Raw genomic sequence first — 22,645 nt, 5'->3', positions numbered from 1 at the left:
CTTGACAAAGTGACCGCTGCCACATCAGCCTAATTAACTATCTAGTCCGTTCGCTCGACCACCCGGCTGCTGACCTCGCAACGACGCCTGACACCAGGAGCACCCCAGTGACCACGCAACGGGCAGGCAAGCCCCGGCAGGCCGCGGTCGCGGCCTGGATCGGAAGCGCTCTGGAGTACTACGACTTCTTCATCTACGGCACTGCCGCGGCGCTGGTGTTCAACAAGGTGTTCTTCCCGGCGTCCGATCCGGCCACCGGCACCCTGCTGTCCGTGGCGACCTTCGGCGTCGGCTACGTGGCGCGGCCCGTCGGCGCGTTCCTGCTCGGCCACGTCGGCGACCGCCTGGGGCGCAAGAAGGTGCTGGTCTTCACGCTCATGCTGATGGGCGTGGCCACGTTCCTGGTGGGCTGCCTGCCCACGTACGACCAGGCCGGTGTGCTGGCTCCCGTCATGCTCGTGCTGCTGCGGCTGCTCCAAGGCCTGTCGGCCTCGGGCGAGCAGGCGGGCGCGAACTCGATGACGCTCGAACACGCACCGGCGCACCGCCGCGCGTACTACACGAGCTTCACGCTCAGCGGCACCCAGGCCGGTCAGATCCTCGCCACCGCGGTATTCCTGCCCGTGGCCGCGCTCCCCGAGGAGGCGCTGCTGTCCTGGGGTTGGCGGGTGCCGTTCTGGGCCAGCTTCGTCGTCGTCGTGGCCGGCTACGTCATCCGACGCCGCCTGGAGGAGACACCGGTGTTCGAGCGGCAGAAGGCCACCGGCAGCGTGGCCCGCCTGCCGGTCGCCGTGCTGTTCCGCGAGCACTGGCGCGACGTGCTCCGCGTCGTGCAGGCGTCGCTCATCGCCTCCGTGAGCACCATCTTCACCGTCTACGCGCTGAGCTACGCGGTGAACACCGTCGGACTCGACCGGTCGTCCATGCTGTGGGTCGGTGTGCTGGCCAACGTCGTCGCCCTGCTCGCGCTCCCCCTGTGGGCCACGCTCGCCGACCGGGTGGGCCGCAAACCCGTGTTCATCACCGGCTCGGTTGGCTGCGCCGTGCTGGTGTTCGCCTACTTCGCCGCCATCTCAGCGGGCAACTACCCGATGATCTTCCTGGTCGGCATCGTTATGTTCGGCGTCGTCTACAGCGCCGCCAACGGCATCTGGCCCGCGTTCTACGGCGAGATGTTCAAGACCGGGGTCCGGTTGTCCGGCACGGCGATCGGCACCCAGATCGGCTTCGCCATCGCGGGTTTCGCCCCCACCATCGGCGCCGCCATCGCCGGGACCGGCACCACCGGCTGGATCCCGGTCGCGGTGTTCACCGCCGCGCTCTGCGCGGTCAACATCGCCGCCGTCGCGACCGCCCGGGAAACGTTCCGGGTGCCCACCGAGGACCTGGGTGTCCGGCCCACCCGAACCCCTGACACCGACGCCACCGTTACCTGAACCGCGTGCACTCAGGTCGCCGGTGTCAGGGACCGCCGCGGCACCCTCTGTCAGGGCGCGATTCCCGCGCCGTCGATCCGACTCCACACCCGCTCCTGCGCCGCGGTCATGGCCGACCAGGTGCTGCAGGAGCATGATCGTGAGGCGTGGCGCTACGACTGCTGTACCTGATCTTCGCCCAGGTCGTCGGCTGGTTGGTTCTGCTCGGCCGGTCATCGGCAGCGAAGGACGCGGAGTTGCTGGTGCTGCGACATGAGGTCGCCGTGCTGCGCCGGGCCAACCGTCGCCGCGGTGGAACTGGGCCGACCGCGCTGTGCTCGCCGTGTTGGTGCGACGCCTGCCCGCCTGGCTCCGGCAACGCCGGTTGGTGACGCCGGGCACCGTCCTGCGATGGCACCGACGCCTGGTCGCGAGAAAGTGGACCTACCCCCAGCGCACAGGCCGCCCACCGGTCGACGACATCATCGCGTCGTTGATCGAGCGTATGGCCCACGAGAACACCGGTTGGGGCTACCGCCGGATCCAGGGTGAGCTGCTCAAGCTCGGCCACCGGTGCTCACCCTGCCGATTTGCCCGCAGGGGGGATTTCGGTCTCGTCCTTGCAGGACGGGCACCGCCAGAAGTACGGCATACCCCTCTTCTTGTTTGATGAGCGGTGCAACTCGCGTTGCACTCGGCAACGCGGGCAGACCGGCGGGTCGATGAATTCATCGGCCCGCAACTCCGCGAGCAACCGCTTCGCGAACGCCGCCCCGCGCCACCAGATCATGGTCCTGGAACGCCAACTCGGAGACGCCCGCCCACGGTTCTCCCCCGCCGACCGGGCATTCCTCGCGGCACTGCTGCACCGACTCCCGGCGCAAGCGCTTCATCGACTCCGGCTGAGACGATTCTGCGGTGGCACCGGAACCTTCTCGCCCGCCGCCACGCAGCCAGCTCCCGTCCCGAGCGGCCCGGCCGACCACGGACCATCCGCTCGATCCGACTCCTGGAGCGACGATGTCTACGCCCGTCGCGTACAGCGTGTTACTTCCCTCCTGCGCCGATGCCGAGACCTCGGTAAACTAGAGGGATCGAAGATAATCCAGCAAGGCGCACGAGTATGAAAACCATCATCGGCTTGATCGGTCGACGCCGGCCTGCGTCGCCGCGAGAGTCGAACAGGGCGGGGACTTCCCGTCCCGGTCGCGGATCAGGAACCGCACGCGTCGGCCGTCGCCGCAGAGCCGGGGTTACACCTTGATACGCCGCCGACCAATCCTCGGCGGCCTGATCAACGAGTACGAACCCAGATCAGCCTAACCGCAGGTCAGACCATGCGGCCACTTCTGGCACCCCACAGGGCCGACATGACCATCCAGCGCGACTCGTGTCGTTCAAGCGGATAACCCATGCCGCACGAGGACGATTCCGCCAGCGGAGACAACGGATGGAGGGCAGCCTCTTGTTGATCATCGCCTCGGTCGAGCCGGTGCCACCTATCGATGTGGAGCGGGGCACGTGACCATGTCACCCAGAAGTATGGTGCCGCAGCGGGCTTCACCGGCCTCGACTGGGCGGCGCTATCGGTTCTTCTTTCGTCGTCCTGGTAGTCCTCGTGTGCGCCGTCAAGTTCTTCGACCGACCACAGCACCACCCCGCGTTCACCCGGCTCATCTCCGGGATCGCGGTCGTCCTCGCCTCGGCGTCAGTCCTGGGCGTGACCACGCTCGTCGGTTTCACCGAAAGTTCTGCACCGGTTCCCGACTCCATCTCCCTGGTCGCAACCATCCTGGTTGGAAGCTTCGTCGTGTTGGTGGCCTACTCAGCGAGCAGGCTCCGCACCGCTTAGGACAACTCGGGTATACCCGTGCTACCGAACGGCCACGATTGACGCCGCGAATGCCCTCACTGATCCGCAGTGGCTCGGTCGAGCGCCTCGATCTGTCGTCGAACACGTGTCGCGTCGTCGGCGCGGCCTTGGCGGTCGAGGAGGTCGAGTGCCTCGGCCCACGCCGTTCGCGCTTCCGGGTCGCGTCCGAGGGCGATGAGCGGGTGGCCCAGGTGTTCGAGGATGTCGGCCGTTCCGGTGGGGTAGTCGATGGCGCGGCACAGGTCCAAAGCCTGCTGGTAGAGGTCGATGGCGTGATCGTGGCGGTTGGTCCGGTGGGCGATGTAGCCCAGGCTGTCCAGGGTGCCGGCTTCGCCCTCGACGTTGCCGTTGGCGCGGTGCCGGTCGAGGGCTTCGCGGCAGTGGGCGTCGGCGGTGTCATGGTCGCCGAGGCGTGCGGCGAACCAGCCCACGGCGCTGAGCGCGTCCGCCTCCCATACCGGCTGCCCGATCCCGCGGTACAGCTCCAGCGCGAGACGGGCGTGGACGAGTGCCCGGGCCGGGTCGCCCATCCGCTCCCACGCGCCGGAGAGGTCGTAGTGGGTGTGAGCCTGCTGGGTGCGGTCGTCGTGGCGCTCCGCGATGGTGAGCGAGTGGTCCAGGTTGGCGATGGCCTGCTCGTGGCGGCCCAGTGCGGCGAAGGCGCTGCCCAGGTGGCGGTGGACGCGGGTGCGGATGGCCGGGTCGGACAGGTGGTCGGTGATGTCGGCTGCGGCCTGCCACGCGGCAAGGTCGTCGTAGTGGTGCCCCTGCCGGTAGTGGAAGGTGTTCAGCGTCCAAGCCAGGTGCCACACGATGTCGTAGCGGTGGTGGGCGGTGGCGGTGTGCTGGGAGGCTAGGAGGTGGTGACGTTCGGTGTCGAGCCAGGAGAACGCGGCCTCGGCGTCGGTGAGTGGCTGCGGGTGGGTGCCGGGTGCGGGCGGGTCGAGTGCCAGCGGGTCGTCGTGAGGGCTGATGAGCAAGGTGGCCGTGTGTGCGGTGTGCAAGTAGAAGTCCACCACGCGTGTGAGCGCCGCCGCGCGGTCCTGGTCGGGAATGTGCTGTGCGGTGGTGGTGGCGTACTCGCGGACGAGGTCGTGCATCGAGTAGCGGTGGCGGGCGTCGCACGTCAGCAGCGACGCCTCTTCCAATTGCCGCAGTATGGTCGCGGTGTCGTGTGACGATCGGTTCAGCAGGCTCGCCGCCGCGTGCCGGCTGATGTCGGCGCCCGGTGCGATGCCGAGCAGTCCGAAGGCGACGCGCTGGTCGGGTGTCAGTGCCGCGTACGACCACGACAGCACTGCGGGCAGGCTCGTCATCGGGTCGTCGTCGTCCAGTGCGCCAAGGCCCAGCTCTCGTAGTTCTTCGGCGAATTTCGCCAGCGGCGTGGCGGGCCGTGCGGCGGCCCGGCCCGCCACGATACCCAGGGCCAGCGGGAGTCCACCGCACAAACGGACGATGTCGTGGACCGCGACGGCATCGGTCTGCGAGGGGTTGAGCCGCCCGAGCAGCAGCGCGCGTGCTTCCTCGTCACCCAGCACGTCCAGGGGCAGGTGCCGAGCGCCGTGGCGGGTGACGAGCCGGGTCAGCACCTTTCGGCTGGTCACCACCACCGTGCACGCGCGACCACCGGGCAGTAGAGGCTCCACCTGCTCAGCGTCCGCGGCGTTGTCCAACAGCACCAACATCTTCCGGTCGGCGACCAGGCTGCGGTACAGCGCGGCCTGGGAAGCCAGGCCGACCGGGACGTGCTGTGGCTCGACGCCGAGAGCTTCCAGGAAGCCCCGGATCACCGGCTCCGGCGCGACGTGGTCGCCCTCGGGGCTGAAACCGCGCAGGTCGACGAACAACTGGCCGTCGGGAAAGGAATCGGCCCGCCGGTGCGCCCAGTGCAACGCGAGCCAGGTCTTGCCGATCCCACCCGCTCCGCCGATCGCAGAGATGAACACGGCGGCCCCGCCGAGCACCTCGTCCAAGCGTTCCAGCTGTGGGAGGCGGCCGGCGAACTGGGGTGGTGCGGCGGGAAGCTGACGCGGTACCAAGCGCTCGGGCGGCGTCACGGACGTGATGTTGAGGCCGCCGTACACGGTGCCGACCTGGACGATCGTGCCGACCTCCCTCGCGTCCACATCGTTGATCACCGACAGGGGATCTGGTGATCTGGTGTCCGATTCGGATTCCTCCATGACGACACCTCCGGGACCCGAGCGGGTAGACCGTCACAGCCTGCCCCGATCGGGCGGAATACCCGCCGCACGATTGCGGAGTCGTATCCCGTGCGATTGGCCGCCAGCGTCGCAGCGACAGGGCATTCGTCGTGGGCGGGGTGCGACGCGCAACGCCCGGACACCGACGGTGCTGCGTGTGCGTCGCTGCAGCAGCCCGAAGTCGGGGCGCTGGTCGGACCCGAGGGCAACAATCTCGCCGTCGAGCACCACCGTGCGCCCGTGCAGCAGCTCCCGCAGCACCCGCAGCTCCGGGAACCGGTCGATCAGCTCCAGCTGGTTGCGGCTGAGCATCCGCACCCGGTCACCCTGGCAGTACGCCACGCCGCGGTAGCCGTCCCACTTGAACTCCACCGCCCAAACCGCGCCAGACGGCAGCTCCCCCGCGGTGGCCATCATCGGCGGGATGACCGGCAGGTCATCGGCCTCCCCGCTGTATGTCCCACCCTGACCACCCGGACGACAAATATTCATCGTCACCGGGAATCAGGTGAGTCGCGAACTGAGGAAGAGCGCGGCAACGCCTCTCGGAGATCACTTGGCTGGCGGACACGTCCGTCAACGGCCAGCACTACTACCGTGAAAGACCCTTACACCGACGCCGCCAAGTTTCAATCACGGCCGAGCCAGCTGTGGCGGGCAACTGCCATCAGGCCATGTTGAGCAGGCGACCACTGCCGCCGATGAATCGCCGGAAGAGATCCTCGGCGCAGGGAACAAGGTCCTTGCGACCAGCACCGTGATCAGGACTGAACCGATTGGTTCAAGGGCGGAGCCTACCGGCCGAAGTGCGCGTAGGGCGCCCAGTCCAGCGGGCGGTGCGGTTGCGCGGCGCGGAGTTCCCGGACCGCCTGGTGCAGGGCACGCGCGGTGGACCCGCGGGTCGTCCGGACCTCGCCATCGACGACGACACGGTCGTAGAGCCGCTCGGCGAGGTCCGCCGCGAGCCGGTCCCCCACCGGCCAAAGCGTGCCGACGACCTCACGGAAACCGGCCAGTTGCAGGGCACCCGCCAGGTGCGTGAACTCATCGCGGTGCCGGGCGGACGTCTCCGCCGTCGAGCACGAGGAGAGGTAGGCGATCTCCGCCCCGGTCAGGCGCAGGCGGGCGATCGCCTCGACGGTCAGGGGGTGGGTGCGGTGGTCGGCGAGCAGGAGCCTGCTCTCCGCGGGGCGCGCCGCGTCCGCGACACCGTGGCAGGCAAAGTGTGCGAAGCGGTGATGCGGCAACTGTTCGAGCACCTGGTCGCGGGTGGCGTCGGCGTCCAGAACGGTGGCACCCGGCACCTTGGCGGCGATGCGGGCCACCTCTCGCCGCACGGCAGGCAGGGCGGCACCAGTAGCCTCCGGCGCGGCGACGACCAGAAGCGACCCGGCGGGCGCCTCAGGCGTGGTCCGCGACCGCGCCAGCGCCCGGATGGTCGGCGTGTACGAGGTGACCGCGCGGTCGAGCACCGAACGACCGCTTCCCCGGCCGAGGCCGGCGGCGTGCAGGGGCAGCGCCCCGACGACGCCCACCGGGCACCACCACAGCCGGTCGACCTCCCCCAAGCGGTCCAGCACCGGCTCGGCGATGGCAATCCAAGTCCAGGCCAGAACGTACCCGGCCAGCCCTTGTGCCGCGTGCCACCCGTCTCTCGACGGTCCCGCCGCCAGCTCGTCGGCGTGGCGCAGCACCGCCAGTTGGCCGGTGACGGTCCGGAAGTCGGCGGCGGGCAGCTCCACCACGATCGGCTCATCGCGCGTCACGATCAGGGCAAGCCCGCCCCGCTCATCGGCGGCCACGTAGACGATCGGCCCTTCGGTGGCCTCGGCCCGCAGCTCGTCGTATGTGGGCGGCACTAGGAAGCGGTCGAACCCCGGCAGGGCGCGCACTTCGCGGAGTAACCGTCCCCAGTGGACCGTCCACAGCTCCCTGTTCCGCAGGGCCGCCGGCGGCGCTTCGCCGGGGTCGTTCAGCGCCGTGCGCACCAACCGGAGCCGGGTCACCTCGTCGGCCAAGTCGGGCCGGATCGCGCGCAGCTCGTCCACACCGGACCGACTGGTGATCGCGTCGGTCAGGAGGATGCCGCGGGTCTGTTCCAGCAGTTCCGCGGCGCGCTCAGGTCGTCCCGCTCGCGCCAGGACGGCGAGCGCGGTGGCCGGGAAGCCCGCCGTCGAGGTGACCATGTGCAGCCGGTCGGCCTCGGCGAGCGCCTCGGGGGCGATCTCGGGGAGCAGCACGGCGGCCTGCTCGACCTGGCTGACGGCGTGCTCGTCGGCACCAAGGAGGGCCGAGGTGGACGCCGACCGCCACCGCGCGCCGAAGGTGATGACCGGTGGCGCGGTGGCCACCTCCGCGGCAGCGACAAAGTGCCGGCTAGCCTCGGTGAGCGAGGACGGATCGCCGATCAGCCGGTGCTTGGCGAGCAGCACGACGGCGAGGGTGTGCCTGGCCGCCGCCGAGTGGACCTCCGTCGCGGGCAGCAGGTTGACCGCGCGCCGGGCGAACCCCGCCGCCTCGTCGAGCACGAGCGGATCGGTATCGGCCTCGTCGGTGTCCGACAGCATGATGGCAAGCGCATAGAGGAGGGAGGCCCGGCTGATCGGCGGCAAAAGGTCGCCCTTGGCGACGGCCGTGCGCATGACCTCGATGGCCTCCCGCTCGGCACTGCGGTCACCGGTGGCCCTGTGCACCTTCTCGAGTGTCCCTCCCAAGGAGCCCATGTACGCGGCGTGAACCGGCGACTCCTGGGGCACCGCCGCCAGTGCGGACCGATACAGCGCCACCGCCTGATCGAGGAGGGCCACGTCACCGGTCCGGTCGGCCAGGGTGCTCAGCGCGCCTGCCGCCCCCGACAGGAGCACGGGCGAATCCGCGCCGGTGATAGCCAGCGCCTCCGAGTACGCGTCGACCGCTCTCCGCAGAAGGGTCAGGTCTCCGATCCGGCGGTAGCCCGTGTCGAGCACCTGCCCCAAGCCGCTCAGGTACCTCGACCGCGCCGGGCGGTGGTCGGCAACGGCGTCGGCGGCCCGGTGCGCGAGATCGATCGCCTCGATCAGCGCGTCCCGCTCGCCGGTCGTCTTATGCACCAGGTCGAGGGCGTGGGCCAGCGCTTCGAGGTACACGGCGGCCGCAGCGGATCCGGCGGTGACCTGCACCGCCTCGCGGAGCAGCCTTACCGCCTCGTCGAGCACCTCCGGATCCTGGTTGTGCACGTGGACGGACAGCAGGACGTCGGCGAGAGTGCTCAGCAGCACCGCCCGATCGGGTCCGTTGGCGAGGTCCGCACGGGCGGCCTCCGCGGCGACCTCCCTGGCCTGCACCAGCACGTCGATGTGCCCAGTGTGGGTGAACCACGTCCGGAGGCAGTCGGCGAAGTTGGTCAGCCACCCCACCCGGCCTGGGTGATCCGGTCGGCTCGTGGCGCACACCTCTTGGAGCAGCGACCGCGCCTGGCGCAGCGCAGCGTCGTCGCCGACCGACTTGTACCTGGCCAGCAGAGCCGTGCCCAGGGCGGCAGCCGCGTCGTGCCGGTTCGAGTCGCCGGTTGGCAGCAGGGCCAGGGCGGTCCGGCCCACCCGGATCGACTCGGCCAGCAGGTCGGCGGCACCGAAGTGCTCGAACGCGGTTCGGGCGATCGTGCACAGGTTCGTGTGGACCACGCCGGCGGTCGAGGCGTCCGCAGCCGGTTCCGCCGCCGCTTCCCGCGCCGACGCGACGGCCTCTGTCAGCAGGTCCTCACCACCGCCGGCGGCGAACCGCAAGTGGAGCGCGATACCGAGCTGCATCGGCGCCAGGGCCGATTCCGGCTCGTCCTGCGGCCGCCCCGCCACAGCTAGACGCAGCAGGCCGATCGCCTCGTCCAGCAGCGGCACGTCGCCGCGCTCACGGAAGGCCAACGTAAGGGCGTGGCCCAGATTGGCCTGGAGCGCCCACCGGTCCGCGCCACCATCCGCGGCCAGCCCCAGCCGACCGGCTTCGATCGATTCCAGCAGCGCGGGCACGTCCCCGGTGCGCGAGTACCAGTTCAGCAATGCCGTCATCAGCACCGCCAGCAGGTGCGGTCGCTCTTCCTCGTCCACCGGCTCGCGGGTGGCCAGCCGCGCCACCGCCACCGCCTCCCAGTCCCTAGCGGGGTCGGCGAAGCGTTGGGCGGCGGCGGACAGCAGGCCGACCAGCAGGAGCATCCCCGCCCTCTGTTCGGGTGTACCCGGGGGCAGGGCGTCCACCTCCCGCCACTGCGCCTCGACCAGCCGGTCGAAGGTTTCCTCCGGTACGTCCTCCGTCTCCAGGGCGAACAGGACTTCCAGCAGATGCCAGTCGACCTCTTCGCCGTCCGCGACGGGTTCGTCAGCCAACAACGCCGAATTCCTTCCCTGGGAGTTCCGAGCACGTCGATTACGCATCAGGTGATTGCCGATTTTTGCGGTCGGCATGATCGTCCAGCGATGATCTAATAGCACGAACCGGAACATGCGACCGCAATACTGCGGCGCCGGTCCGGTGCTGGCAGAATCAGATGGGTCGACGAGGTGAGTGGTGACGGTGACGGCTTACCCGGAACTAGGCGCGGCAGTGGTGACCGACGCCGTGGCGGTGTTGGCGGACCTGCAGGGGTGGCGGCTCGACGAGGCGCGGTGGACGACCGTCGCCGAAGCGGTGGCCGAGCTGTCTGAGGCCGTGCGCGACCGGGACCCCGACGCGTTCGGCGCGGCGGCAGTGGATTTGGAGCTGGCCGTTCCCCGCAGGATCACACGCATCGGCGACGAACCGGTGGTCCCACCGCCCGCCCGGGTGCTGGAGCTGGCCAACGAGCTGGTACGAACCCTGGTCGGCGACACCGGGGACCGATACCGCGCGCAGGAGCCGGCCGGGGAGGACCAGCCGGGAGACCGGCGTGCTGGCTGACCAGGAATTAGTGGTCCACCTCTACGCGCCGGCGGTCGGGGACGCCGAGGACGGGCTCCGCGCGATCTGGGCGCGTTGCCGTGCGCTGGGCGCGGTGCACCCCGTGCCGAACACCGAACTGCCCTCCGCGTTGCCCGGTTCGCTCCGGTCATCCCGCCCGGACGGCGCGGTGGCGGCCGCACAGGACGACGCGGCGGACACCCAGGCCGTCCTGCGCCGCTCGCACGACGTGCTCAACCTTTCGCTGGCCTTCACCGCGCCCGACAGCCCGCCGGGGTCCGGGTGGATCGCGTTCGACCGGCGCTGCACCGACCTGGTGGGCGACGCGGCGGACCTGCTCGGCACGACCAGGGTGTTCCAGGCCAAACACCCGAGCGGCGTGGACGAGACCGTGACAGCCGCACTGCCCGCCCACCTGCGCGACCGCTTCCGGTGGGCGGCACCGGAGGTCCGGGAAGGCGTCCTCGCGTTGCTGGAGCCGGTCGACAACGTCGGCGCCGACCGCGTCCTGGTGGTCCTGGCACCCGCCGGGCACGACGCGGTGCTCAGCGCATGGACGTGGAGCCGGGGCACCGCCGAGATGCCCCCGCTGGCCCGTTACCTGATGCACGCCACGAGGCTGCGCCACTCGATCGGCGTCCTGCACGCGGACACCCCCGAGCTCGACCGGCTGCGAGCGCGGGTCCACGACGAGGTGCGCCGCGCCGACCCCGGCCAACCGGTAGCCGTCGCGCTCACCGCGGCGACATCGGCGCTACGCCGGCTACGTCGGGCCGCCGAGATCGACCGGACGAACATGACCGCGGTGTTCTCCCGGCCGCTAGCGGCCGACGACGGCTTGGCGGACTGGGTGGACCGGCAACTGGACCACGCTCTCCGACGGCTCGACGAGGGCAGGCGGCTAATGGACGAGGTCCGGGTGCTGCGCCCGCCCGCGCCGATGGCCGAGGCCCCCGGCGGGCGGGCGATCCGAATGGGCTTCATGCTCGACGTGGTCGGCTACGGCGGCCGGGAGTCCGGGCCGCGGGTTGAGGTGCAGAGGCGGCTGGCAGCACTGGTGAACTCGGTGCTCCACGACCTCGGCACCGCGCCGTCGACCGTCGACCGTCAGGACACCGGCGACGGGTTGCTGGCGTTCCTGCCGCCGGGGAGCGACGTCAACCGCGCACTGCCGCTGCTGCTCCGCCGCACCGCCGACCGGCTCGCCCACGGCAACGCCGAAGCGCAGGACCGGCTGCGGTTGCGGATGGCCGTCGTCCTCGGTCCGGTCGGCCGGTCGGAGCTGGGGTTCAGCGGCACCGCCGCCACCGTCGCCGGCCGGCTGCTGGACTGCGCGCCGCTGCGTGAACAGGTGGTCGCCCAGCCGGAGCGCGACCTGGCGGTCGTCCTGTCCGACCACGTGTACGAGTTCGTGGTCGCCGAGGGTGTGCCCGGCCTGCCCCGGGAGCAGTTCAGCCCGGTGAAGGTGCGGGTCAAGGAGCTGGCCACCGAGGCGTGGCTGTGGACGGGGTGACCCCAGGTCAACGAACACCGTGCCGTACTACCTCCACATCGTTCCTTGAACACGGCACCCGACGCCTGCACATCACCGGCGTCACCGCCCACCCCACACAGGCATGGACCATGCAGCAGGCCAGAAACCTCACCGCCGACCTCGGACACCGGACGGAGTCACTCCGATTCCTGCTCCGCGACCGCGACGGCAAGTACGGCCAGGCGTTCGACGCCGTCTTCCAGGCCGACGACCTGCGCATCATCAAGAGCGCGCCACAGGCGCCACGGATGAACGCCCACTGCGAACGGGTCATCGGCACCCTCCGCCGCGAACTCCTCGACCACATCCTGATCACCGGCGAGAGCCACGCACGACAAGTCCTCAAGACCTACGAAGACCACTACAACCGACACCGCCCCCACCAAGCCCGAGACCAGCTACCACCCGAAGCTCAGCAACACCCCGCCGCGGTACACGACCTCGACACCCACAAAGTGCTCCGCACCCGCATCCTCGGCGGCCTCATCAACGAGTACGGACATGCTGTTTGACCAGCAGCGATGACTTTTCGAGTGGCACAAGGTCAGGGCACGTCCAGGACGCTCGACGCAGGGTAAAAGCGGTTCACCCCAACGGGTGGCGTTTGGCGTCGGTTGGCCGGATTCACCCGTTCGGGACGACCCCATTTGGCGTTGGTCAAAGAACTGGAGCCACCCGCTCCTGATTCCGCTCCTAAACAGCGTTCACCAAGATCGTAAAGTTACCGTTCCGTGACCGAGTGAAGATCGACACCAGCACGCGAAAAAGCCCGCTGACCTGGGCAACATCCAGATCGAGCGGGCTTTTCAGACCGTCGGGACGACAGGATTTGAACCTGCGACCCCTTGACCCCCAGACTCGCCCCGATCATGAGCTGACCTGCGGAAACAGCGTCAGCACCCTTTGCGACAGGTCAGTTGAGCACAGCTCGACGCAAGCAGAACCCGTTGCAGCACAACGAATTCTCCTCCACCTGCTCCTCCAGATCCACTCCCTTGACACGAATCAAGTGGTCGACAGTGGGACGCAGCGACGACGCGGTGTGCGTTCGAGTCCCCGGCGAAAGTACCAGAGGATGGGAACGGCGCTGACCAGCGGCTTCACACCGGCAGCCTGGTGGTGGAGTCATCGTTTGAGCTATCCGCACCCGAGTAACAGCAGGGGCGGGCCGCGTCGGCCCGTCCCCACCTCGGGCGTTCCCATCTCGAGCCGAGTGACGGCAATTCGGCGCGAGGCGGGCTCGGCGAGCTGCCGGGTTTGGCACCAGCCCGCGGACTCCCGGTGTCGCCGCACAGGCTCAATTACTCGACACGGACCTCGTCCTCGCCGGTGATCGACCTCGGCAGTGCCGGGTTTGACCAAGTGTCGGCCGCTCTTACAAGTGGCTGGGACGTCGACCATCGGGCAGGTCGTGGAGTGGCGCGGAACCCTCAGGTGGTTCGGGGGTGGTCGGGTGGTCGCGTTGCAGGGTGTCCAGGAGTGCGGCGGTTCGGGTGGCCTCGGGGACGTCGAGTTCCCGGTGAAGGGTGAGGGCTTGGTGGAGCAGGGTGATGGCGCGTGCCGGGTCGGTGTGCTGGAGGCATCGCCCTTGTCCTGCCAGGGCATTGGCTTCGTGGAGTCGGGAGCCGGTGTCGCGGGCGAGGGTGAGGGCGGTGGTGAAATGGGTATGGGGGTCGCCGGCGTCGGGGTGGGCGAGCGCGAGCTCGCCCAGGGCGTTGTGGGTCTCGGCTTCCCCGTCATGGTCGCCGACCTCGCAGAACAGGGCGAGTGCCTTCGTGAGGTTCGTGGTCGCGGGCTCGTGAGCGCCGCGCAGGTGTTGGGTGATTCCGAGATTTAGACGGCCGTTGGCCGGGCCGTGTCGGTCGCCCAGGTCGGTGTACAGGTCCAGGGCACGGGTCAACGTCGCCTCCGCCACCCCGAACTCACCCCGCAGGTACTGCACTCGGCCGAGACTGTCGAGGGCGTCGGCCTGGCCGAGTCGGTTGCCCAGGTCGGTGTACAGATCCAGCGCACGGGTCACCGTCGCCTCCGCTGGCCCGAACTCACCCCGCAGGTACTGCACTCGGCCGAGACTGTCGAGGGCGTCGGCCTGGCCGAGTCGGTTGCCCAGGTCGGTGTACAGATCCAGCGCACGGGTCACCGTCGCCTCCGCTGGCCCGAACTCACCCCGCATGCGCTGCACTCGGCCGAGACTGTCGAGGGCGTCGGCCTGGCCGAGTCGGTTGCCCAGGTCGGTGTACAGATCCAGCGCACGGGTCACCGTCGCCTCCGCTGGCCCGAACTCACCTCGCAGGTACTGCACGCTGCCGAGACTGTCGAGGGCGTTGGCCTGGCCGAGTCGGTTGCCCAGGTCGGTGTACAGATCCAGCGCACGGGTCAACGTCGCCTCCGCTGGCCCGTACTCACCTCGCACGCGCTGTACGCGGCCGAGACTGTCGAGGGCGTTGGCCTGGCCGTGCCGGTCGCCGGTGTGGGTGGCGGCGTGGAGTGCGGTCTGGTGGAGGGTGTGGGCTTGGTCCCAGTGGCCGTGGGTGTAGAGGAAGGCGTCGAGGGTGGTGGCGAGGTTGATGGCGTGGGTGTGGTGGTTGTGGTGTGCGGCGTGGTGGATGGCGGCGGCGAGGGTGGGCAGTTCGGTGGTGAGCCAGGCTCGTGCGTGTTCGGCGTCGGTGATCGGGTGGGGGTGTCGGGGTGTGGTCGGGGTGATCGGGGTGACGTGTCTGCGGAGGGTGGGGAGGTGTTGGGCGGCGGTGTGGGTGGTGTGCAGGTAGTGGTCCAGGACGCGGGTGGTGGCGTCGTGGCGGTGTTGGGGGTCGAGGTCGGCGGCGTGGTTGTGGGCGTAGACGCGGAGCAGGTCGTGGAGTCGGTAGCGGCCGGGGCTGGTTTCCTGGAGCAGGTGCGCGGTGTGCAGGGCTTCCAGGTGGTGGCGGGCCTGGTCGGGTGTGGTGTCGTGCAGTGCGGCGGCGGCGTGGTTGTCGATGTCGGGTCCGTTGTGGACGCCCAGGAGCCGGAACAGTTCCCGTTGGTCGGCGGGCAGGTCGCGGTAGGAGGTGTCGAACGCGGCGCGCACGGAGCGGTCGCCGGCGTGCAGGTCGGTCAACCGGTCGTGGGTGTGGGCGAGCCGGTCTGCGGTGTGGCGTGCGGTGTGGGTGGGGTGGCTGCGTAGCTGTCCCGCGATCAGCGCGATGGCCAGGGGCAGGTGTCCGCACAGCTCGACCAGTCGGTGCAGGTCGTCGGGGTCCTCGTCGCCGGGGTCGCGGCCGGCCAGGGCGAGCAGCATCCGGACGGCGTCGTCGGGGGGCAGGGTGTCCAGGGTGAGTGGCCGGACGCCGTCGAGGGCGGCCAGTCGGGTGCGGCTGGTGATCAGGACCAGGCTGTCCGGTGTGCCGGGCAGCAGGGGGCGGACCTGGTCGTGGGTGGCGGCGTCGTCGAGGATCAGCAGGATCTTCTTGCCCGCGACGCGGGTGCGCCACAGGCTGGCCCGGTCGTCGAGGTCGCGTGGGATGACTTTCGGGTCGATGCCGGTGGCCGTCAGCAACGAGTCGAGCGCGTCGAGCGGGGTGCGGGGTGCGCGGACGGGGTCGTGGCCGTGCAGGTCGAGGAACAGGCGGCCGTCGGGGAAGCGGTGGGCGACCCGGTGGGCGGCGTGGACGCTGAACGCGGTCTTGCCCACGCCGGGCATCCCGTCCACCGCGTGGATCGCGATCGCCCGCGTAGGACCGTCCGCGGCAGCCTCGACCGCGTCGAGCAGGACCCGCAGATCGTCGTCGCGGCCGGTGAAGTCGGGGATGTCCCGGCGCAGGCTGAACATCGCCGACGGCGGCCCAGGCGGGGCCGGGTCCGGCTCGGCGAGCGTCGGGCCGGTCGGGTCGGCGGTCAGGCGGCGCAGTCGGGCCACGGCCCGGTCGGACAGGCCGGTGTCGTGGATCTCGCGCATCCGCCGTTCCATGCCGGTGGCCCACGCGTGGATTTCGGTGTGGCGGCCTGTGCGGGCGTAGGCTTCCGCGCCCAGCATCACCAGTCGCTCGTCCGGTGTCGTCCGCTGGTCCAGCCACGGCAGGATCCGCAGCATCTCGTCGTGGCGCTCTGCCTGCAGGTAGGCGGTGAGCAGGGTTTCCAGGGCGCCGCGGTATTCGATGTCGAGGTGCTGGCGGCGGATGTCGGCCCAGTGACTCTCCAGACCGGACAGTGCCGGTCCGCGCCACAGGTCCAGCGCGCGCCGCAGCCGGTGGGGGTCGGTGTGGTCGCGGGCGGCCCGGGTCTCGGCGGCGAACCGGTGGTAGTCGACCACGTTCGGGTCCACGTTCAGCACGTAGCCGCGGGCGGCGCGGTCCGCAGGCAGGCAGTTCTTCGGCGCGCCCGCCGCGATCAGGGCAGTCCGGACGTGGCTGACGTAGGTGGGAAGCGTGTCCTGCTTGCGGTCGCGTACCTCGTTGTCGTCCCAGATGCGCTCCGCCAGGGTCGTCTTCGTGACCGGTCGGCCCAGGTCGAGCGCGAGGACGGCCAGCAGGCACCGTTCACCGTGCCTAGGCAGGTGGAACACGCGCTCGCGGTTGCCGATCTCGACGTTGCCCAGTAGTCGGATCTCCACCCCTGGCCCCCTGTAGGCGTTGTCGGGACACAGTGTGCCGACATGTCCGTCTTCGTGAGGCCCACAGCGTCCTCGTCCACACGGCCGAACCACCGGTACACCCGACCGGTGATCACCGTGCTGACGGTGGGTGGGTTCGGCGCGGGGGCCGTTGCGCCAGTCGTGTCACGTCCCACCCGATCGGTCAACCGGACAACGGTTTCACCCGATCGGCGGACACGGTGTCGGGCCGTTGTCCCGGTTTGTGTCCCGGTTCCTGTCCGGTGCCACCGGAGATGCTTGCCCCGTCCTCCCGACCGGGGGGACGGAACGGAGGCGAACCGCGATGAGCGCCAACGGCCACCACCCGCCGGACCCGGACGACCCGACCGGGCCGCACTGCCTGGGCCCGGCGACCACGGCCGCCGCCCACGCCGGCGTCGACTCCCCGGCACGGGAAGGGAGGTGGCAGCGGTGATCGAGTTTCTTGAGGTGGATGAGGAGATGACGTTCAGCAACGAAGGCTTTTCTTAGTCGATGGGGAGGGTTGTGATGTTTCGCCCGAGGATCAAGTGGGAGCACCGGCCTGTTCGTCTCGGCGACGGTCGTATCCGGATCGGCGCGGTCCGTGGGATCGAGGCCGCCGTGGTGGACCCGGACGGGTGGGTGTGGGCGTTGCTGGAGACCCTCGACGGGACACGGACGATGGACCAGGTGGTCGCCGACCTGGTCCACGCGTTCCCCGACCGGTCCGAGGTCGAGGTGCGTGCGACGATCAGCGACCTCATCCGCGAGGGTTATCTGGAGGATGCGGCTGAGCCGGTGCTGGAAGGGTTGTCGGCGGCGGAGCGGGAGCGCTACGGGCGCGGGCGTGGCTTGTGGCGGTGGATGGACCGCACCCCGCGCCGGACGAGCTGGGATGTGCAGTTGCTGTTGCGGCAGGCGCGGGTGGTGGTGGTCGGTATCGGTGGCGTGGGCGGTGTCGCCGCGTGGGCGTTGGTGGCCTCCGGGGTCGGGCATGTGCACTGTGTCGAGCCGGACGTGGTGGAGCTGTCGAACCTGAACCGGCAACTGTTGTTCACCGAGGACGACGTGGGCCGGTCCAAGGTCGAGGCGGCGGTGCAGCGGCTGCGTGCCCACAACCAGGATGTGCAGGTCACCGGTGAACAGCTCGTGGTCGACGGCCCGACTGTCCTACGGAGGTTGGCGGCGCGGTTCGATGTGCTGTTGCTGGCGGCGGACAAGCCCGCCGGGCGGATCCGATCGTGGGCCAACCTGGCGTGCCGGGAGACCGGGACGGCGTGGGTGCACGGCGGCTACGACGGACCACAGGTCAGCATCGGCCTGTACCGGCCCGGCGGGGGCGGACCATGTCACGACTGCCTCTACGCCGAGCAGGACGCACGGCAGGCGACGCTGCCGCCGCGGACCGAGTGGTCTCCGGGGACCGGTTCAGGGGCGGCGCCGCAGGCGGTCAACGCGATCACCGCCACGATCGCGGGAAGCAAGGCCGCGCACGCGGTGATGAGCCTGATCACCGGTGTGCCCACGCTACGGACTGACTGCCAGTACGGGTACAACATCGTCACGCTCCAGTCCAGGGTGGTCGGGCTGAGCGAGCCGAGTCCGCTGTGCCCTACCTGCGGTCCGCATCCCTGACAACCCGCGCAAGCAGGTCGGTCAGGGGTGAGGGTCGGCGGGCGGCTGTCCGTCCTGGGACAGCCGGCCGCGCAGTACGTCGGCGTGCGGATCGCCCAGGTCGGTGAGGACCGTGACCGCCTCGATCAGACACCGCACCGCGCCCTCGTGGTCGCCGACCTGCCGCAGCGACGTCGCCAGGGTCTCCAGTGTGGCGGCCACGTACAGGTCGTTACCGGCTTCGGCCAGATAGAGAGCCAGTGCCTGCCGACACAGATCGATCGCGGCCTGATCCTCGCCGAGGCCCTGTCGTGCCCTGGCGACGTTGTGCAGGGCGAAGGCAACACCATCGGGTACACCGGCCGTCCGGCGCAGCGCCAACTCCCGCTCGGCGTGGTCGAGCGCTTCCCGGTGCCGCCCGAGCCGAGTGGTGATCCGGGCCAGGTTGGCGTGCACAATCGCCTCGTAGTAGCCACTGGGCAGACCGCGCACCAACGGCAGTGCCCGCCGGTAGTACGGTTCGGCGTCGGCGAACCGCTGTTGCCGCACCCTGCCGAGTCCCAGGCCCGACAACGCTTTGCCGTACAGAGCATCGTCCCCGAGTTCCCCGGCCAGCGTGAGGGCGGCGTGCAGATCGGTGTCGGAGGCGTCCCACTCGCCCATCTGCTGGAGAGTGTCCCCCCGCCACAACAGCAGCGTCGCCTCGACCTGCCGGTCACCACAGGCCCGCGCCGCGTCGATACCGCGGGACTCCGCCCGCATCCGCGCCGGCCACAGGACGCGGGACCGGAACACCAGAAACCGCATCGCCAGGGCCACCGCCATCACTTCCCGGTACGCACCGTGCGCACCCGCCTGCTGTTGGACGGCGTCCAACGTGGCGTGCTCCACGGTCAGCCAGGCCAAGCCCTGTCCTCGATCGGCCAGCTCCATCGGCGCCGCATCCCCGGTGAGGCCGAGGTCCGGGGACGGATGGGCGGCGAACACCCGACGGTCCGCCTCGACCGCGGTGCGCGCGTACCAGGACACCACCGCGTCCACCGCCGCCCGCCGCTGCTCCGAGGTGTCGTCGAGCCGGGCGCGGTGGGCGGCGTAGGCGTGCAGCAGATCATGCAGCCGGTACCGGCCGTGCGCGACCGGCTCGACCAGGTGCAGGTCGGCCAGGACCTCCAGGTGCCGCGACGCGGTCTTGCGGTCCAGACCGGTGAGCGCGGCGACGGCGTGCATACCGAACTCGGTACCCGGATGCAGGCCGAGGCGACGGAAGGTCCGCGCGTGCTCGGCGGACAGCCGGGTGTAGGACCAGTCGAACACGGTACGCACCGCGCTCCGGTCGTCTCCAGTCGCGCTCAAGGCATCCAACCCGTCATGCTCGTCGACCAGGTCTGCGACGACGTCGGCGACCGCGGTGTGCGGGCGGGCGGCGACCCGGGACGCGGCCACCCGCACCGCCAACGGCAACCGCGCGCACAACCGCACCAACTCCACCACCGCGGCGGGCTCCGCAGCCACACGATCCGGGCCGATGACCCGCGTGGCCAACCCGACCGCCTCCTCGGGCCTGAACAGGTCCAGCGGCAGACGACGCGCGGAGTCGACGACCACCAGCCCGGTCAACACCGCCCGGCTCGTCACTATCACCGCACACCCCGCCGTAGCGGGCAACAGGGGACGCACCTGCTCGGCAGAAGCGGCATTGTCCAGCACGACCAGCACCCGCCGACCAGCCAACAACGACCGGTACAACGCACCCTGTCCGTCGAGGTCGGCCGGCACCCGGTCCTCGGCAACCCCGAGCGCCTGAAGGAACGACGCGAGCACCAGACCCGCCTCGACCGGCGCACTCGGTCCGTACCCACGCAAGTTCACGAACAACGTGCCGTCGGGAAACCGCTGCTCCACACGGCGCGCCCACCACACCACCAACGACGTCTTCCCCACCCCGGCGGTACCGTCCACCGCCACCACCATCGGCTCCACGGTGACACTGTCGGGTGACAGGATCTTGTCCAGGGCGGCAAGCTCGGCGTCACGACCGGCGAAATCCCGCACCACCGCAGGCAGTTGCCGTGGCACCAGTGCCACGTCCGCCTGCGGTTGCTGGTACAGCACCACCTGGTCGATCGTGCCCGCCTGCACCACCGCACCCACCACAGTGCCACCGATCTGGTTACGCACCGCCGCCTCGTCCACGGACCCCAGTCTCACCCGACCCTGTCCCCGAACCACCCGCCAACAGTGCACACCACCCAGTCGGACCACCCCGTACACGACGCTACAACCTTTGGGGTGCCGAAAGTCTGCACCGCGATGCCGAGCTGCGACGATCGGACCCCTTCGACTCAATGCCTGGTTGTGAGGTGGTGTTGCGACTGCTGTACCTGATCTTCATCCGGCTCGGTGGGTGGCGTGTAGCGGCAATCGTCCCCTGTCATCGGAACATCCCGTCTGTGGGAGTGGCCAGGGAGCCGTCGGTGTCGAGGCCGTAGCGGGCGAGCTGTCGGGCCTCCTCGGGGCGGCCCAGCCAGACCAGCAGCTCAGGAAGCCACCGAGCGGCACGGTGGTCGCCTTTCTGCGTCTGCGTGAGCAGGATGCGATGGGCCTCGGCAAGTTCACCCTGCGCGACCAGCAGCCGTACCAGCCGTTCGGGAGCTTGGAAGTCGTCCGGGTGCTCGCGCACTCTGGCGCGAAGCTCGGTCATCGCGCGACGATCCGCTAGGACGTCGGAGAGCCTCGCCTCGGCAGCGGAATCGCCTGCATTGGCACGGCTCGCAACTGGTCGAGGTCACTGCGGTCGACGAGCAGGTCGGCCAGCCGGTAGGCCGCCTGAGTGTTGTGGTTGTCGGCGCGCGCTCGCAACTCGTCGACCTCGTCGCGGTCGACGAGGATGTCCACCAGCTTGTCGGCGGCTATGTAGTAGTTGTGGGTTCGGGCGCGAAGTCGGTCGGAGTAGGAGTCGACTAGCTCCCGCAGCCACGCAGCCGCCCGACCACAGGTCAGACCCTGTGGTCGGCCTTTTGCACCCCACAGGCGGGTGCCACCCGACCTAGTGGCGCGTCTCGGAGGGTTGACCCGGTAATCGGTCCTGTGGACTGATCGGCGAGGCTGGTCCCGCATGTCGAGTGCGGGAGGTGGTTGTGGCTCGTCGTCCGAGTGTGTTCGTGAGGCCCTTGTCGATGGAGGAGGGCCGGAAGCTTCAACGGATCACCAGGACCGCGAAGGATCCGGTACGGCGATCGCCACCCGCCCCGCAAACGACAACCCACCCCACGACCCGGCCAGCTCCGCCATCCCTCCCCTGCGGCGTCGGCCCGCGCCTCACTCACGACACCACGCACTATCGCCGCCGACTCCTTCACCGGCATCAGCGCCACGGCGATCGGAACGGTCTCGTCGGTGACGCGCAACCCGACCAGGCTCGCTCTGCTGGACACCACGACAGCACACGTCGATGCGGCACCCGTTAGAAACGGGCGCACCTGCTCGGCCGACGCCGCGTTTTCCAGCACCACCAGCACCCGCCGATCCGCCAGCAACGACCGTCACAGACGAGCCAGGGCGTCCTCATCGCCTGGAAATCTGCTCCGCGCCCGCATCCAAGGCCTGGAGGAACCCGGTCAGCACCAGACTCGGGAGAAGTGGTGCGTTCGGCTCGTAACCGCCGGTTCCGTCACACTGCCTTCGCGACGGAGTGCAAGAGTTATCGGACCGATCGAGTATGGACCCCGTCATCAGGACTCCAGTAGCGAGTAGGAGGCGCCGTGGAACACGCTGACAGGAGCAGAATCGAGAGCATGCTGCACGAAGCTGTTCGCGCCGCGTACGAGCGCGAACGCCAACTGTTCGAGGAGCGGGCGCACGAGCGATCGATCGTCTTCCATATCGCACGACATCTGGCTGTGCGGGTCGAGGCCGTGTTGCCAGGGTGGTCGGTCGACGTCGACTACGACAGGTGGCACCCAAACGGCATTGAATTACTGAAGAAGCGACTCGCCGGGCTCCGTAGTGACTATACGGAAAATGACGTATACCCAGACATCATCATTCATCGACGGACGGGCTCTTCAAGAAGAGATAACCTGCTTGTAGTCGAAGTCAAGAAAGAGGAAGCATCCCGTTCCGAACAACAGCACGACCAGGTAAAGCTGCAGGCATTCATGAAGGAACCGTTCTACTACCAGAATGCCGCGTTTCTGATACTTCCGAAAAATGGTGACTTCCCTCGCTTGGAGTGGATCAGACCTCCCATGCCACCGAGCAGTTGCCCTCCCTAGGGTGGCGACTGACCGGTGGCCTGCGAGCGCGACAGGGAACGGCGCTAGCCTGCGCCGCCGAAACCGATCCCGCCTGAAGTAGTCGGCGTACCGCGTCTGGGACTCCGCCGCTGGCAGGTCGCCTAACGCGACGTCACGTTGCCCGCCGGTTCCGCCTCGAACCGCTGCGTCCGCGCCATCCGCCGCGCCGGCTCGGGGTCGACCGCCGACGGACAGGGCACACGGCGTTCGT

At 69.5% G+C, this 22,645-nt stretch carries 15 protein-coding genes; 8 read left to right on the top strand and 7 right to left on the bottom strand.

From position 1 onward, the window contains the following. Positions 1-107 precede the first annotated feature (107 nt). Both B0I31_RS26080 and B0I31_RS41985 read left to right on the top strand, forming a co-directional pair. On the top strand, positions 108-1,436 hold the full coding sequence (locus B0I31_RS26080; protein WP_106618031.1) for an MFS transporter: 1,329 nt from the start codon (positions 108-110) through the stop codon (positions 1,434-1,436). 146 nt (positions 1,437-1,582) lie between these two features. After that, on the top strand, positions 1,583-1,807 hold the full coding sequence (locus B0I31_RS41985; RefSeq protein ID WP_245950417.1) for a hypothetical protein: 225 nt from the start codon (positions 1,583-1,585) through the stop codon (positions 1,805-1,807). Positions 1,808-3,323: 1,516 nt separating this feature from the next. Here the strand turns inward: B0I31_RS41985 and B0I31_RS26060 are convergent. The 3 genes from B0I31_RS26060 to B0I31_RS26050 form a co-directional block, all read right to left on the bottom strand. Then, entirely contained in the window at positions 3,324-5,471 is a 2,148-nt protein-coding gene (locus B0I31_RS26060) for an ATP-binding protein (protein WP_106618029.1), read from the bottom strand. Positions 5,472-5,504: 33 nt separating this feature from the next. Then, positions 5,505-5,906, bottom strand: coding sequence for an ATP-dependent DNA ligase (locus B0I31_RS26055; RefSeq protein WP_181320385.1), 402 nt, complete (start codon positions 5,904-5,906; stop codon positions 5,505-5,507). A 380-nt stretch (positions 5,907-6,286) separates the two neighbouring features. Further along, positions 6,287-9,967: a CHAT domain-containing protein gene (locus tag B0I31_RS26050; RefSeq protein ID WP_106618027.1), complete on the bottom strand. Its 3,681-nt coding sequence runs from the start codon at positions 9,965-9,967 to the stop codon at positions 6,287-6,289. A gap of 64 nt (positions 9,968-10,031) precedes the next feature. Here B0I31_RS26050 and B0I31_RS26045 point away from each other — a divergent pair, with 64 nt between their 5' ends. Genes B0I31_RS26045 through B0I31_RS26035 form a run of 3 tightly spaced genes read left to right on the top strand, consistent with a single transcriptional unit; the run spans position 10,032 to position 12,446 of the window. Beyond that, complete coding sequence (locus B0I31_RS26045; RefSeq protein ID WP_146173946.1) at positions 10,032-10,400, top strand: CATRA system-associated protein; 369 nt, start codon at positions 10,032-10,034, stop codon at positions 10,398-10,400. Next, positions 10,390-11,913, top strand: a complete 1,524-nt coding sequence (locus B0I31_RS26040) for a CATRA conflict system CASPASE/TPR repeat-associated protein (protein ID WP_146173945.1) — start codon at positions 10,390-10,392, stop codon at positions 11,911-11,913. The genes B0I31_RS26045 and B0I31_RS26040 overlap by 11 nt, the downstream gene beginning before the upstream one ends. After that, positions 11,895-12,446: a transposase gene (locus B0I31_RS26035; RefSeq protein ID WP_245950415.1), complete on the top strand. Its 552-nt coding sequence runs from the start codon at positions 11,895-11,897 to the stop codon at positions 12,444-12,446. The genes B0I31_RS26040 and B0I31_RS26035 overlap by 19 nt, the downstream gene beginning before the upstream one ends. Before the next feature lie 863 nt (positions 12,447-13,309). Here B0I31_RS26035 and B0I31_RS26030 read toward each other — a convergent pair. Next, positions 13,310-16,522 (bottom strand): AfsR/SARP family transcriptional regulator, encoded by a 3,213-nt coding sequence (locus tag B0I31_RS26030; protein ID WP_181320383.1) that lies wholly within the window; start codon positions 16,520-16,522, stop codon positions 13,310-13,312. Between the two features lie 325 nt (positions 16,523-16,847). Between B0I31_RS26030 and B0I31_RS42675 the strand changes: the two genes are divergently transcribed. After that, positions 16,848-16,979, top strand: coding sequence for a hypothetical protein (locus B0I31_RS42675; RefSeq protein ID WP_281262317.1), 132 nt, complete (start codon positions 16,848-16,850; stop codon positions 16,977-16,979). 74 nt (positions 16,980-17,053) lie between these two features. After that, positions 17,054-18,160 (top strand): ThiF family adenylyltransferase, encoded by a 1,107-nt coding sequence (locus tag B0I31_RS26025; protein ID WP_106618022.1) that lies wholly within the window; start codon positions 17,054-17,056, stop codon positions 18,158-18,160. Between the two features lie 21 nt (positions 18,161-18,181). On the opposite strand, the gene B0I31_RS26020 is transcribed toward B0I31_RS26025, so the two are convergent. The 3 genes from B0I31_RS26020 to B0I31_RS26010 all read right to left on the bottom strand — a co-directional run bounded on the left by B0I31_RS26020 (position 18,182) and on the right by B0I31_RS26010 (position 21,034). Continuing rightward, a complete protein-coding gene (locus tag B0I31_RS26020) occupies positions 18,182-20,485 on the bottom strand; it encodes an ATP-binding protein (protein WP_146173944.1) in 2,304 nt (767 codons plus the stop codon). Positions 20,486-20,570: 85 nt separating this feature from the next. Beyond that, a complete protein-coding gene (locus B0I31_RS26015) occupies positions 20,571-20,840 on the bottom strand; it encodes a tetratricopeptide repeat protein (protein ID WP_106618020.1) in 270 nt (89 codons plus the stop codon). Between the two features lie 14 nt (positions 20,841-20,854). Beyond that, positions 20,855-21,034 (bottom strand): hypothetical protein, encoded by a 180-nt coding sequence (locus B0I31_RS26010; RefSeq protein WP_106618019.1) that lies wholly within the window; start codon positions 21,032-21,034, stop codon positions 20,855-20,857. A gap of 899 nt (positions 21,035-21,933) precedes the next feature. On the opposite strand from B0I31_RS26010, the gene B0I31_RS40105 reads away from it, so the two are divergent. Beyond that, positions 21,934-22,413: a hypothetical protein gene (locus B0I31_RS40105; protein ID WP_146173943.1), complete on the top strand. Its 480-nt coding sequence runs from the start codon at positions 21,934-21,936 to the stop codon at positions 22,411-22,413. Positions 22,414-22,645 lie beyond the last annotated feature (232 nt).

It is taken from the genome of Saccharothrix carnea, assembly GCF_003014735.1.
Classification (GTDB): Bacteria; Actinomycetota; Actinomycetes; order Mycobacteriales; family Pseudonocardiaceae; genus Actinosynnema; species Actinosynnema carneum.
Note: the sequence above shows the minus strand (reverse complement) of the source record. Positions and strands in the feature narration are given on the sequence as shown.